Raw genomic sequence first — 13,945 nt, 5'->3', positions numbered from 1 at the left:
GGGCCGGCGTGAACGGCCGGCGCCACCGCATTGGGAGGAATCCTATGCAGAGCGAACGTACCACCGAACAATGGCGTGCGCTGGATGCCGCGCATCACCTGCACCCGTTCACCGACACCGAGTCGCTGAACCAGCAGGGCGCCCGCGTGATCACCAAAGCCGACGGCGTGTTCCTGTGGGATTCCGACGGCAACAAGATCCTCGACGGCATGGCCGGCCTGTGGTGCGTCAACATCGGCTATGGGCGCAAGGATTTGTCCGAGGTGGCCAGGCGCCAGATGGACGAGCTGGCCTACTACAACACCTTCTTCAAGACCACTCACCCGGCCGTGGTGGAGCTGTCGCACTTGCTGTCACAGGTCGCGCCTGAAGGATTCAGCCGCATCTTCTACACCAACTCCGGCTCCGAGTCGGTCGACACCATGATCCGCATGGTGCGCCGCTACTGGGACGTCAAGGGTCGGCCCGGGAAGAAGACGCTGATCGGGCGCTGGAACGGCTACCACGGCTCGACTATCGGCGGTGCCAGCTTGGGCGGCATGAGCTATATGCACGAGCAGGGTGATCTGCCGATCCCAGGCATCGTGCACGTCGAACAGCCGTGGTGGTACCGGTACGGCCAGGGCATGTCGCCGGAGGAATTCGGTGTGGTGGCGGCGCGCTGGGTGGAAGAGAAAATTCTGGAAGTAGGCCCGGACAAGGTGGCGGCCTTCGTCGGCGAGCCGATCCAGGGTGCCGGCGGGGTGATCATCCCACCGTCGACCTATTGGCCGGAAGTCGAGCGCATTTGCCGCCGGTACGACGTGCTGCTGGTGGCCGACGAGGTGATCTGCGGTTTCGGCCGCACCGGGGAGTGGTTCGGCCACCAGTTGTTCGGTTTTAAGCCGGACCTGTTCACCGCCGCCAAGGGCTTGTCGTCCGGCTACCTGCCGATCGGCGCGGTATTCGTCGGCGACAAGGTGGCGCAAGGGTTGGCCGAAGGCGGCGATTTCAACCATGGTTTCACCTATTCGGGTCATCCGGTCGCGGCGGCCGTGGCGCACGCCAACGTCAAGGCGTTGCGCGACGAGGGCATCATCGACCGCGTCAAACACGACACCGGTCCCTATATGCAGCAGCGCTGGCGCGAGGCGTTTGGAGGCTTCGCCCACGTCGACGACGTGCGTGGCGTCGGCCTGATCCAGGCCTTCACGCTGGTGAAGGACAAGGCCACCCACGAGCTGTTTCCCAATTGGGGCGAGGTGGGCACGATCTGCCGCGACATCTTCTTCCGCCACAATCTGATCATGCGCGCCTGCGGCGACCACATGGTGGCGGCACCGCCGCTGGTGATCAGCAAGACCGAGATCGATCAGCTGATCGACACGGCGGTGCAGTGTGTCACCGAGTGCGAGGCGGTGCTGCGCCAGCGCGGGCTGGTCTGACCACGGTGTTGGGATGAGGAAGGCGTGCCGCCACGGGAAGTGGTTGCACGTGAAGGGATGGTGAGCTCAGCGTCGCCGGCAGGGAAGGTAAGGCGGCTACGAAAAAAGGGAAAGCACATTGGGTGCTTTCCCTTTTTTGACCGATGCCGTCGGAGGAGCCTCTGCCGTCGGGCTAAACCCCCTCCACGTTGTTCTGTACGTCGCTTTCCTTCAGCACCTCCTGTGCCCAGACCACGGCATCCAGGTAGATGCCGGTGACTTGCTCGAGGCTGACGCGCTGCGATTCGCCGAGGCGGGCGATGGCCTCGTTGTCATCCTGTTCGCAGGCCAGCACCAGCTGCAAGGGTTCGGCAAACAGGCCTTTACCTCTCAGCAGGGCATCCGCAATCATCATCGGCAGATCGAGCGGCGCCAGCGCCTCGGCCAGCGTGGTGTTCAACAAGGTGCCGAGCAGCGAGAACATGCCCGTCAGGAACAAGTGCTCGGCCTCCAGCTTGTTGCCGTGTGCCAACCCCAGCTCTTCCATGAAGCGGGCGCGGATCAGCGACTTTTCCATCAGCGTCAGTGCCGAGCCGCTGTCGCTTTCCGCCGTGAACAGCATCAGTGACAGCCACTTGAACAAGTTGCCCCGGCCCAGCAGCATGATGCCTTCCTCGATGGTCTGCACCTTGCGGTTCAGGCCGTTTACCGGGGAATTGATGTAGCGCATCAATTTGAACAGCAACAACGAATCCAGCTTGAACTGTGCTTCGATCTCCTCGATCGGCGCGTTGGCGCGCAGCAAACGCATGACTTCCAGCACGCGCCCTTGGTTGGCGCCTTCGTTTTTGCTGGTGTTCCTGGGCTGGGCCACGTTCAAGTAGGAACCATGGAAAAGCACGAAGTGCTGGCTGCCGGGAGAATGGAGGCAAAGGTCCAGCTCTTCGGCCGAGTTGATGTTGCGCCCCAGCCATCGAACGTGAGGAAACCGCTGCGGCAGCTTTTCCAGCAGGGGGAAAAGCATGCGCGCGTTTGGCGCGGCAAAATCCAGCACCAGATAGTCCATGCGCTGGTAAAGGGCCAAGGCCGCCGGCTGGCTGCCGACACCGGCCGGTTCCACGGCAAAACGCAGGCCGGCCTGGCGCAGGGCGTCCAGTCTGGACATCAGCGCCTCGTCCAGGGCATCGCCTTGCTGCATGCCCAGAATGAAAATGCAGCTGTCTGCGGGCAGGTCCGGTGACGGCAGGTCGTCCAGTGAGGCCAGCGACAAATGAATGAACGCGCGCCGGTAGGCCAGCAGCCGGAACACGTTCATGTTGCGGAGGGTGGTGAGCAGCAGCCGGTCGAAGGCGCGCTTGTGAGCCGCGGTTTTGGTGCTGTCCTGGCTGCCCTTGACGATGAATTCATAGGCGACAACGCGCTGGTCCTTGTCCTGCACCGGATGGTGCGAGACGAAACCCAGCGTTTGCACGTGATGGAGCGGGGCCGGGGCGTGGGCCCCATCCAGAACACGGGCGGGAGGCGCAGTGGGTGATGTGCTTGCCGGCCCTGGTTCGATGCCAGGGGCTGATTGCTTATCCTTGCCAAGCAGGCCGCCAAACAGTTGCTTCAGCATTTGGCATTCTCCAATGCGTCATTTATTACCGACTTTTACAATAATGTCATCGCTGTATCAAGTATTTCGGTTGAAAATACGAAACAATCGTCAACCTGTCTGATCGGGGCTTTAGGCGGGTGGGGCTGACGAACCCGTTTCGGGTGGCGGTGGCCGTGTCGAATGCGGGCCGCGCCTCGTCGCCTTTGCATGCAACGAGGGCGGGGAATGGCACTCCCGTTGGCGTGATGTCTGCCCCGTGCGGACGGCGCAACCCCGGTGCGCGATCTGGCACGCCACCGCGGGGCGACCGCCCGGTAAGGTCGTGCGTCGCGGCGCCGGGGTGCGCGCTGCGCAGCATTCCCGTTGGCGATATCTGCCCGAATTTCTTCACGCCTTTGTCTTGCCTCGGCGAGTCCAATGCCCGGATAATTGCCGACCGGAAGGGTGTCCAGTTTCTTATCATGGGTGCTGATGCGACACCCGCCAGACGTAAACAATGAAGCAAAGCCGTGCCCAAGAAAGCCGGGTTTCATCTTCATCATCACAGGACGTGACGCATGTTTGTCGGAATCGGGTATGTCGTTATCCTTCTCTCGGTGCTCGGGGGCTTTGTCATGGCCGGGGGGCATCTGGCCGCCTTGCTGCAGCCGCTGGAAGTCCTGATGATTGGTGGCGCGGCCATCGGCGCCTTCGTGGTGGCCAACGGCGGCACCCCGCTCAAGGCCACGCTGGCTGCCTTGCCGACCCTGTTCAAGGGCTCGTCTTACACCAAGGCCTTCTACATGGAGCTGTTCGCGCTGCTCTTTGAAATCCTCGCCAAGGTGCGCAAGGAAGGGCTGATGTCGGTCGAAGCCGATGTCGACAATCCGGAATCCAGCCCGGTGTTTTCCAAGTACCCGGCTGTTCTGCACGATCACCATGTGGTCGAATTCATCTGCGACTACCTGCGATTGATGGTGGGCGGCAACCTCAACGCCTTCGAGATCGAAAACCTGATGGACGTCGAGATCGAAACCCACCACCACGAGGGGGAAGTTCCGGTCAATGCCATGAAAGGTCTGGCCGACGGCATGCCGGCATTCGGTATCGTGGCCGCGGTGATGGGGGTGGTGCACACCATGGAATCGGTCGGCATCCCGCCCTCCGAGCTGGGCATGCTGATCGCCCACGCTCTGGTCGGTACCTTCCTCGGTATCCTGCTGGCCTATGGCTTCGTCGGCCCGCTGGCCACCATCCTGGAGCACAAGCTGGCCGACGGCACCCGCGTCTTCCAGACCATCAAGGTGACCCTGCTGGCCAGCCTCAACGGCTACGCGCCGCAGGTGTCGGTGGAATTCGGCCGCAAGGTCCTGGCCTCGCACGACCGTCCGTCGTTCAAGGAACTCGAAGACCACGTCAAGCAAGCCAAGAACAAGTAAGCCACCCGGAGTGACCACGCATGGCTGACGAATCGCAACGCCCCATCATCGTCAAACGCATCAAGAAGGGTGGCCATGGCCACCACGGGGGGGCATGGAAGATCGCCTATGCCGACTTCGTGACGGCGATGATGGCGTTCTTCCTGTTGATGTGGCTGTTGGGCTCGGTGTCGCAGGGCACGCTGCAGGGCATCGCCGAATACTTCCGCACCCCGCTCAAGGTGGCGCTGGCGGGAGGGCAGGGCTCAGGCGACGCCACCTCGATGATCAAGGGCGGGGGTACCGATCTCACGCGCCAGGCCGGGCAGGTCAAGCGGGCGAGAGAGGAAGAAATCCAGCAGGAAAAGACCCGGCTGGCGAAACTGCAGAAAAAGATCGAGAGCAACATCGAGCAGAGCGCGGTGCTCAAGGCCTACAAGAATCAGCTGCAGCTGGAAATGACGCCGGAAGGGCTGCGCATTCAGATCGTCGACGAGCAGAACCGTCCGATGTTCGACTCCGGCAGCGCCAACCTGCTGCCGCATACCCGAACCATCCTGCAGGAACTGGGCAAGGAACTCAACGGCGTCGCCAACCGGCTCAGCATTTCCGGCCATACCGACGCCAAGCCGTTTGGCGGTGCCCAGCACGGTTACAGCAACTGGGAGCTGTCGGCCGACCGCGCCAATGCCGCGCGCCGTGAACTGCTGGCCGGAGGCCTGATGCAGGACAAAATCCTGCGCGTGGTTGGCCTTGCCGCGGCCAACCCGCTCATCCGCAGCAACGTGTTCAGCCCTGAGAACCGCCGCATCGCCATCGTGGTGCTCAACAAGGAAGCGGAAGCCTCGATCCTTGGCGACGGCTTGAAGCCGGACGCCGAAGCAGCTCCGACACCCGCGGTTCCGCCGGCACAGCCCGCCGCGGCTGGGGCAGGCCATTGAGTCGAGCCGTATTCGTCGCTTTGTTGCGGCATGGCTTGCTGCAACTGGCCGCCGCGCTCGGCGCTTGGTTCCTGATCGCTCCGGCGCTGCAGCCGCTGGCCTGGTCGGTGTTGCAAGGGCTCCTGGCGGCGGCACTGGCGGCCTTGCTGCGCTGGCGTCGTGGCAGTTGGCTGGCACATGGCCTGTTTGCCCCCGCCGTTGTGTACTGTTACCAGCTGGCACTGCCGGCGTGGGCCTATCTGCTGGCCTTGCTGTTGACCTTCGCCATCGGGCGAAATGCCTGGCTGGAGCGTGTGCCGTTCTACCGCTCTTCGCCGCGGGTGGTGGAGAGGTTGGCCGAAGCCTTGCCGGAGCAGGCCCGTTTGCTCGAAGCCGGCTGCGGCGACGCCAGGCTGGCCTTGCGGCTGGCGGCGCGTCGTCCCGATCTACAGATCGCGGCGCTGGAAACCGCCTGGGCGGCCTGGGCACTGGCGTGGCTGCGCTGGTGTCTGGCGGGGCGTCCTGCTAATGTGCGTATTGCCTGTCGCAGCCTTTGGCTCGAGCCCCTGTCCGAATACGATGCCGTCTATGCCTTTCTCTCGCCGCAACCGATGCCCAGGCTGTGGCGTAAATTCGTGACGGAAGGACAGCCGGGCTCCCTGCTGCTGAGCAATACCTTTACCGTGCCCGGCGTGGAGCCAGAGAGCTCCCTCGGCCTGGGCGGCCCGTTGCAAAAACAACTCTTGATCTGGCGCCACCCACATGGAACTCGCTAACTGGCTACAGTCTATCGCCGACCGGCGCTGGCCCATCCTGCCCGGTACGCTGGACGAAGTGCAGCTGGCCTGCGCCCGCCACGCCGAGCTGATCAATCTTTCAGACCTGTCCAATATTTGCCTCTCCGACCCCTTGCTGTTGTTCGACGTGCTGCGGGCGGTCGGGCCCTCTTCGGTACTACGTGAAAACGAAGCCGCACCGACCGTGGAGCAGGCGATGATGCTGATGGGGCTGGAGCGTGTAACGCGCCGCTTGTCCCAGGCGACGGCGCTGCGAGCGCAGGAAGGCAAGCTCGACGACGAGGTGATCGAGGTCGTGGCCGACTGGCTGGGGCGCAGCCGGGTGGCGGCCTACCTGATCAAGGACTGGTTGTCGCTGAGCGGGGAGCACAAGGTCGAGGATTGCTTTGTCGCTGCCTTGCTGTACAACCTACCGGCCTGTTTCTTTCTGCTCTATCGTAATCAGCTCCCTGACCAGCCGCTGTTGCAGGCGGTGTCGGGGTACTTCGGGATGGACTATCCCAAGTTGCTGGAACGTTTCGTCGAGGCTACCGGTCTGCCGCCGGGGCTGGTGACGCTGTTGGGCAGCGGCAGTGTGCCTTCGCCGCGCAAACAACTGCTGAAGCTGGCCGTGGCAACCGCCAACGCGATCGAATCGGGTTGGTGGCGCTCGCCGTGGACGACCGGGATCGAGGTGGCGGCACGGCAGATGCGGGTCAGCTATGACGATGCCTATCGCTGCGTGCTCAGCGCCGCCGAGAACGTGGCGAGAAAGCCGCGAGCACCGGCCTATACCTACCCGATACGCGAGCTGCTGATGCTGCCGGGCGACTACCCGCCACGGGCGCATCTGACCGCCACTGCCGTGTTGAGCGATGCTGCGCAGCTCGAGCAACTGATGCGCGAATCGATCCGCCATCTGGCCAACGACCTGCGCTTCGAACGCATCCTGTTCCTGCGCTACGAGCCATCCGAACATGCTCTGCGGCTGCGTTACCAGGTGGGACTGGCAGAGACGTCACCGCTGCGGCAACTGGCGGTGGGCCTGGAGCCGGGCTCCTTCTTCGCCTTGCTCACCAGCAAGCCGCAAAGCTTCCATGCGCCGGCGCACGTGAGCGCCCAGCTAGGGGCGAAATATCAGGACCCGTTCTTCGAGCATATCGGCGACGGCGAATTCGCCGTTATGACGCTCTATGCCGGCCACACCCTGAGTGGCGTGTTCTACGTCGACAACGGCAACAGCGGGCGAACCATCGACCCGGATACCTACCTTCGTTTCAAGGATCTGGTGACCCGCTTCACGCATCATCTCTGACCATTTTCCATGCCGCACCCATACCGTACCCTCACTTCGCCTCACAACGACACCCTCAAACACCTGGCACGACTGGTCCAGTTTGCCCGCGACCGGCGCAAGGACGACGTGATCGTGCTCGAGGGCATCCATCTGCTCGAGGCGGCGCTGGAGCAGGGCATTGTCCCGGCACAGTGCTTCATCAACGAGGCCGCGCTGGGGCGCGCCGAGGTCTCGGCGCTGCTTGCCCGTCTGCCGCAGACGCTGTCGCCGCTGGTGGTGCCGGAGGCCTTGCTGGGCAAACTGACTTCGCTGTCGAGCGCTCCCGAGCTGATCGCCGTCTGCCCGCGGCCGCACCCGCCGCGCCGTAGCGGCAGCTGCCTGTTGCTGGAAGACATCCAGGACCCGGGCAATATGGGTACGATTCTGCGCTCGGCGGCGGCCTCCGGGGTGATGGAGGTCTTCCTCTCCAAAGGCTGTGCCGACGTGTTTTCTCCCAAGGTGCTTCGCGCCGGCATGGGGGCGCATTTCGTGCTCAATCTGCACGAGGCGGCGGACCTGGCGGAGGTGCTGGCCGGCTTTGCCGGGCACAAGCTGGTCACTCACCTGGAAGGCAGCCAGTCGCTGTATGCGCAGAATCTGCGCGGCGACGTGGCGTTCGTGTTCGGCAACGAGGGCGCGGGCGTGTCTGCAGAGCTGTTGCAACTGGCAGACTGTCGTGTACGGATTCCGATGCCGGGCCATGCCGAGTCACTGAATGTGGCGATGGCGGCCACTATCTGCCTGTTTGAACGGGTGCGACAACTCGACGCCAGCGCTGGCTGAGCGGCCGGGGTGGTTCGTCGGCGGCTGAAAGGGCGCCTCGACCTGTTATTTCAAATCTTTTTGGCCTTGCCCTTCCTCTGGGGGATTGGCTTCTGCGCTTCCGTTCTAGCTCGGCACACCCTGGGACGACAGCAGGTCGCTCAGGGTGGCACGGTCCACCACTTCCTTTTCCAACAGCAGCGTTGCCAAGGCTTCCAGGCTGGCGCGGTTGGTTTGTAGCGTGCGCTCGACACGCGCATGGGCCTCTGCCAGCAGCTTTCTCATTTCGTCGTCGATCGCCTGGGCGGTACGTTCGCTATAGGGTAGATGAGGCTGTGACGTAGGTAGGTCGAGATAGGCACCGGGGTGGGATTCATCGAAGGTGGCGAGGCCGAGCGACTCGCTCATGCCGTACTGCGTGATCATGTGCCGGGCCATGTCGGTCGCGCGCTGCAAGTCATTCTGTGCTCCGGTGGAGACGTCACCGAAGACGAGCTCCTCCGCCACTCGCCCTCCCAGCAGCACGTCGATGCGATCCAGCAGTTCGCTCTTTTTGAGCAGATACCGGTCTTCCGTTGGAATCTGCTGGGTGTAGCCCAAGGCGGCGATGCCGCGCGGAATGATGGAAATCTTGCCGACTCTGTCGGCATTCGGTCGCATTTCCGCCACCAGTGCATGCCCGGCTTCGTGGTAGGCCACGGTCTCTTTCTCCTTGGGGTTCATGATCCGGTTCTTCTTCTCCAATCCTCCCACTATCCGGTCGATCGCCTTGTCGAAGTCGGTCATGTCGACGGCGTCCTTTTCCTCGCGGGCCGCGTGCAATGCCGCTTCATTCACCAGGTTCGCCAGGTCGGCGCCGGCGAAGCCGGGGGTGCGGGCGGCGATGGTGGCGAGTTCGACGTCCGGGGCAAGCCTGACTTCTTTGCAATGGACCTGGAGGATTTTTTCGCGGCCCGTCAAGTCGGGACGGTCGATCGCCACGTGGCGGTCGAAGCGCCCGGGGCGCAGCAGTGCCGGATCGAGAATTTCCGGCCGGTTGGTGGCCGCCAGGATGATGACGCCCTTGTTGGTGTCGAAGCCGTCCATTTGCACCAACAGCTGATTGAGCGTCTGCTCCCGCTCGTCGTTGCCGCTGATGCCGCTGATCCCCCGGGCTTTGCCTAGCGCGTCGAGCTCGTCGATAAAAATGATGCAGGGCGCCTTTTCCTCGGCTTGCTCGAACAGGTCGCGCACTCTGGCGGCGCCGACGCCGACGAACATCTCCACGAACTCGGATCCGCTGATGGAAAAGAACGGAACACCGGCTTCGCCGGCAACCGCTTTGGCCAGCAGCGTTTTGCCCGTGCCCGGCGCCCCGACAATCAATACTCCTTTAGGTATCTTTCCGCCCAGGCGGCGGTAGCGTTCCGGCGCCTTCAGGAATTCCACCACCTGCATGAGTTCGTCCTTCGCCTCGTCGATGCCCGCCACATCGTCGAAGGTGACGCCGGTTTCCCTTGCCATGTAAACCTTGGCCTTGCTTTTGCCAACCGCCATGAGGCCACCGGTACCACCCATGCGCTTCATGGCAAATAGCCAGATCGACACAAAGATCAGCGCGGGCAATACCCAGGACAGGATGGATGCGAGCCACTTGTTGTCGGCCTGTCCGGTGAAGCGGACTTTGGCTTTCTCGAGCTCCTGTACCAGCGTCGGGTCACTCACGCGCAAGGTGGTAAAGGGCTGGTCGCCGGTGCCGAGTTGCTTGATCTTGTCGACGGTTTCTTTGGCGACCAGCCCCTCCAGGCCGTTGCTGGCCAAGGTGCCGGAGATGGCTTGCTCGTTGACGGTGAGGTCTTTCACCTTGCCTGCCGTCAGCAGCGTCTTGAATTCGCTATAGGACAGAGTGGTTACGCGCTCCTGGAGAAAGAAGTTCTGGACCAGCAGCAGCACCCAAAACGCGATGATGAAATACCAGACGGAAAATTGCTGTTTCTGCTCCATGCCTTCACCTTAAACCTTGGGCACGTCCCTGTTCATTCTCATTCTGGCTCATCGGAGAGGCCTTCATCCCGGAAAATGGGTGCAGGTCCGTCATTTCTTGAGCCGACCCGTACCGCTCCAGACGCAGCCGGAGATGGCGGCCGAATGCAGTGGGTGCCCGGCCCGGTCGACACCTTGCGCGAACGCCGGGTGAGCGCGTGGTGCAGGAAGTGCCTGCCTTTGGCAGGGGGGGGCGCATCTTCCGGGTGGTGAGCTTCGGATGCTGTGCCAATAATGATGAGGTGGGCCAGGGTGCCACCCTGTTTTCCGTGATCAACCCCACCACAGGATGGGGCCAGCGGAGGAGATGGGGGGCGTTTCGACGTATCGCATCGGGAGCGAAGATAATGAAGAAGGAATTCGCAGGGAAATGGCGGGTTGTCGGGTGGCTGGTGTTGCTTCTGCTGGCGCCGGGATGGGTGGCAGCGCAGGTGACGTTCGATCGGATCGTGGTATTCGGCACCAGCCTGTCGGACCCGGGCAATGTGTTCGCCCTGACGGGTCAGGAAAACACCCCGCCGTATAACAAGCTGGATCCCTCGGACCCTTTTCTCATTCCCTCGGCACCCTACGCCCGAGGGGGGCACCACTTTAGCGACGGCGCGACCTGGATCGAACAGTTCGCCGAGTCTCACGCGCTTGCCGCCAACACCCGTCCCGCCTTTCGGGCCTCGAACGACCATGCGAGCAACTACGCGGTCGGCGGCGCACGGGCGCGCAACGCCGGAGAGCTGAGCCTGTCCGCGCAGGTCAGCCGTTTTCTGACGGATTTCGGCGGTGCCGCGCCTGCGGGTGGGCTGTATGTTGTGGAGGCGGGCTCCAACGACGTGCGCGATGCCTTTGTCGCGCTGGCCATGGGGGGAGACGGAGGCGGGGTGATTTCCGCCGCATTGACGGCGATTCAGGACACTATCGCGCTGCTGCATGCCAAAGGCGCCCGGAAGTATCTGGTCGCCAATGTGCCGGATCTCGGCCTGACACCCGCGGTGCAACGTCTGGACCAGGCGTCTCCGGGTGCCAAGCTGGCCCTCAGCTCGCTGTCGCTCAACTTCAACATCGGGCTTGCCGACCTGCTGACCGGGTTGCGGGCGGCCTATCCGGATAGCCAGTTTGTCCTCTTGAACGTGTTCCAGACGGTGAATGACATGACGCAAAGCCCGTCGACGTTTGGCCTGCGGGACGTTTCGACGCCGTGTGTCACGCCCAATGTGGCACCGTTTACCTGCCGCAATCCGGGGGACTACCTGTTCTGGGACGGCATTCATCCCACCAGGACGGTCCACGCCATCTTTTCACAAAAAGCCGCCCAGGCGCTATCTGAATGACGGCGCGGTGAGCGCCCCCATCGTCCAGCATGGGGCCACGGCGCGGACGGTGGGCTGCCTGGTTGGAGTTAGTCGAGCGGCACCCACACCTCGCCGCTCATCAGCGGGCGCGCGGTGCGTGTCATCACGACTTCGTCGACCTGCCAGGTATCGCCGTTCCGGCTGACCCTGGCTTCCAGCGCCTGTCCTCCGCTGGCGTGGGAGAAGTTCAGTTCCCGCCCACGTATCACGCCGCCGGCCATTTCGCTTGCCAACGTGCCGTCGATGGCGCAGGCGGCGGCGAGGGCGATGGCGCCGGTGCCGGTGAAGGCGTGATGCAGCCGCCCCATCGACAGGATGCGGCCGTTCAGATCGTAGCCGGTGGCGCGTGCCGGACTGAGAAAGCTGATTTTGGGGGTGGCCGGGCGCTCGCGGCTGGCGCTGGTGATGTCCGGCGCCAAGCCCATCGCCACCGCGCCGGCGGCACGGGCCCATTCGAGGGTCTGGTGCAGTTTGGCATCGAGATGGGCGGCGGTCTCATAACCCGAGAGGCCGAGATCGGCGGCACGTACGAAAACCGTCGGGTTGCCGGCATCGATCAGTGTGGCGGCAAGCGTTGTGCCGTCGGGCAGATGAAGGGTGTCGCAGGGGTTTCCCGTGGGGAACAGGGTTCCCGCGCCGCCTCCCGCCGGGTCGAGAAAATGCAGGCGGATCGGCGCGCCAGGAAAGGCGACGCCGTCGATGCGGTAGTCGCCATGCCAGACCGCTTGACCGCGCTCGATGTCGATTTCGGCGTGGATGCGTTTCCCGATGTTGGCCTGCCAGATATGCACGGTGAAGGGGCCGTCCTTGTCGGGGGCCACCAGTCCGGAGGCAACGGCAAACAGCGGCACCGCAGCCGTCAGGTTGCCGCAGTTGCCGGACCAGTCGATTAGCGGTTCGCCGATCGCCACGTGACCGAACAGGTAATCGACATCGCAGTCGGGCCGTTGCGACGGGGAGAGGATGACGATCTTGCTGGTGCTGGAAATGCCGGTGCCCAGGCCGTCGATTTGCAGGCCGTGCGGGTCGGGGCTGCCGAGGGCGCGCAGCAACAGCCGGTCGCGCGTTTCTGTGTCGGCGGGCAGGCTGTCGGCACGGAAGAACAGGCCCTTGCTGGTGCCGCCGCGCATCAGGGTGGCCTTGAGGGAATGCAGGGTGGTCATGCGGCGGGTTCCAGGGTCAGTTTGCAGGCGGCGATGGCGGCGCGGCGAGCCGCATCGACCGCTTGCGGAATCTGTTGTTTGTCTGAGCAACCCTGGGCGATGGCGCCAGCGTCCACCGTCAGTGCGGCGTCCAGCATGCGTGCCAGCCAGTCGACTTGCGGGTAGTCGCACTGTTCGAAACCGAGGCGGCCACGGGCGTCGGCGAGGCAGGCATCGAGCATGAGGCGGAAACGTTCAGGCCGGCGCAGGGCATCGGTTTCGCGGAACATCTTCAGCACGGTGTCCGGGCGCATGTCGCCGGCCACGTGCACCTTGGTGTGATGCAGGCAGGTGATGCGGGCCAGGTCGCGGCAGTCGGCCGGTACGCGCAGGCGTTCGCTCAGTGCCAGCAGCGGCTTTTCGCCGCGCGCCTCGTGGCCCAGGTGGCGCGGCAGCAGCTCGGCCGGGGTAAGGGCCTTGCCCAGGTCGTGGGTGAGCGCGGCAAAGCGCACCGGCAGCGGCAGCTGCTGGGCCGCGGCGTAGTCGATGACGCGCATCACGTGGTCGCCGGTGTCGATTTCCGGGTGGTAGTCGGCACGCTGCGGGACGCCGAACAGGGCGTCCACCTCGGGCAGGATGCGCGCCAGCGCGCCGCACTCGCGCAGGACCAGGAAAAAGCGCGAAGGCTGGTTTTCCATCAGCCCGCGCGCCATTTCCTGCCAGACGCGCTCGGCGACCAGGGCGTCGACCTCGCCGTTGGCGACCATGGTGCGCATCAATTGCAGCGTTTCCGGCGCGATGGAGAAGCCAAAGCGGGCGGCGAAGCGGGCCAGGCGCAGTACCCGCACCGGGTCTTCGGCGAAGGCCGGGCTGACGTGGCGCAAGATGCGGTTTTTCAGGTCGTCCTGGCCATGGTAGGGGTCGATGATCTGCCCGGTTTCGTCGCTGGCCATGGCGTTGATGGTGAGGTCGCGCCGTGCCAGGTCTTCTTCCAGGGTGACATCGCGATCGGCGTGGAAGGTGAAACCGTGGTAGCCGCGGCCGACCTTGCGCTCGGTGCGCGCCAGTGCGTATTCCTCGTGCGTTTCCGGGTGCAGGAACACCGGGAAGTCCTTGCCGACCGGGCGGAAGCCGCGGGCGGTCATGTCTTGCGGGGTGGCGCCGACCACGACCCAGTCGTGGTCGGTCACCGGCAGTCCCAGCAGGCGGTCACGCACCGCTCCGCCGACTTGGTAGATCTTCAT

General features: G+C 63.9%; 11 protein-coding genes. 7 read left to right on the top strand and 4 right to left on the bottom strand.

All coding sequences use genetic code 11. The annotated features are described in order from the left end of the window. The first annotated feature begins 44 nt into the window (after positions 1 to 44). Positions 45 to 1,424: an aspartate aminotransferase family protein gene (locus NH8B_RS11145; RefSeq protein WP_014087389.1), complete on the top strand. Its 1,380-nt coding sequence runs from the start codon at positions 45 to 47 to the stop codon at positions 1,422 to 1,424. A 172-nt stretch (positions 1,425 to 1,596) separates the two neighbouring features. Here NH8B_RS11145 and NH8B_RS11140 read toward each other — a convergent pair whose 3' ends face one another. Then, the gene (locus NH8B_RS11140) at positions 1,597 to 2,874 is read right to left on the bottom strand and encodes an EAL and HDOD domain-containing protein (protein WP_232503450.1); all 1,278 of its coding nucleotides are present in this window, start codon (positions 2,872 to 2,874) and stop codon (positions 1,597 to 1,599) included. 683 nt (positions 2,875 to 3,557) lie between these two features. Here NH8B_RS11140 and motA point away from each other — a divergent pair. From motA to NH8B_RS11115, 5 genes are read left to right on the top strand one after another with little or no spacing between them, the layout of a single operon-like run. Next, positions 3,558 to 4,418, top strand: a complete 861-nt coding sequence (motA, locus tag NH8B_RS11135) for a flagellar motor stator protein MotA (RefSeq protein ID WP_008952786.1) — start codon at positions 3,558 to 3,560, stop codon at positions 4,416 to 4,418. A gap of 20 nt (positions 4,419 to 4,438) precedes the next feature. Further along, a complete protein-coding gene (gene motB, locus NH8B_RS11130) occupies positions 4,439 to 5,338 on the top strand; it encodes a flagellar motor protein MotB (RefSeq protein WP_014087387.1) in 900 nt (299 codons plus the stop codon). After that, positions 5,335 to 6,093, top strand: coding sequence for a hypothetical protein (locus tag NH8B_RS11125; protein ID WP_041702936.1), 759 nt, complete (start codon positions 5,335 to 5,337; stop codon positions 6,091 to 6,093). Before motB ends, NH8B_RS11125 begins: the two co-directional genes overlap by 4 nt. Then, the gene (locus tag NH8B_RS11120) at positions 6,080 to 7,408 is read left to right on the top strand and encodes an HDOD domain-containing protein (RefSeq protein WP_014087385.1); all 1,329 of its coding nucleotides are present in this window, start codon (positions 6,080 to 6,082) and stop codon (positions 7,406 to 7,408) included. Before NH8B_RS11125 ends, NH8B_RS11120 begins: the two co-directional genes overlap by 14 nt. A 9-nt stretch (positions 7,409 to 7,417) precedes the next feature. Continuing rightward, positions 7,418 to 8,212 carry a TrmH family RNA methyltransferase gene (locus tag NH8B_RS11115; protein WP_014087384.1) on the top strand — a complete coding sequence of 265 codons (795 nt, stop codon included), beginning with the start codon at positions 7,418 to 7,420 and terminating at the stop codon, positions 8,210 to 8,212. A gap of 105 nt (positions 8,213 to 8,317) precedes the next feature. Here the strand turns inward: NH8B_RS11115 and ftsH are convergent, their stop codons facing one another. After that, the gene (gene ftsH / locus NH8B_RS11110) at positions 8,318 to 10,174 is read right to left on the bottom strand and encodes an ATP-dependent zinc metalloprotease FtsH (RefSeq protein WP_014087383.1); all 1,857 of its coding nucleotides are present in this window, start codon (positions 10,172 to 10,174) and stop codon (positions 8,318 to 8,320) included. Positions 10,175 to 10,560: 386 nt separating this feature from the next. Between ftsH and NH8B_RS11105 the strand changes: the two genes are divergently transcribed. Next, on the top strand, positions 10,561 to 11,538 hold the full coding sequence (locus NH8B_RS11105; RefSeq protein WP_014087382.1) for an SGNH/GDSL hydrolase family protein: 978 nt from the start codon (positions 10,561 to 10,563) through the stop codon (positions 11,536 to 11,538). Positions 11,539 to 11,606: 68 nt separating this feature from the next. Here NH8B_RS11105 and NH8B_RS11100 read toward each other — a convergent pair whose 3' ends face one another. Together NH8B_RS11100 and NH8B_RS11095 are read right to left on the bottom strand one after the other, a co-directional pair. Continuing rightward, entirely contained in the window at positions 11,607 to 12,722 is a 1,116-nt protein-coding gene (locus NH8B_RS11100) for a 2-methylaconitate cis-trans isomerase PrpF family protein (protein ID WP_014087381.1), read from the bottom strand. Beyond that, the gene (locus NH8B_RS11095; RefSeq protein WP_014087380.1) at positions 12,719 to 13,945 is read right to left on the bottom strand and encodes a multifunctional CCA addition/repair protein; all 1,227 of its coding nucleotides are present in this window, start codon (positions 13,943 to 13,945) and stop codon (positions 12,719 to 12,721) included. Before NH8B_RS11095 ends, NH8B_RS11100 begins: the two co-directional genes overlap by 4 nt.

Source organism: Pseudogulbenkiania sp. NH8B, from assembly GCF_000283535.1.
Taxonomy (GTDB): domain Bacteria; phylum Pseudomonadota; class Gammaproteobacteria; order Burkholderiales; family Chromobacteriaceae; genus Pseudogulbenkiania; species Pseudogulbenkiania ferrooxidans.
The sequence above is the reverse complement of the archived record's forward strand: the minus strand, read 5'-3'. Positions and strand labels throughout refer to the sequence as shown.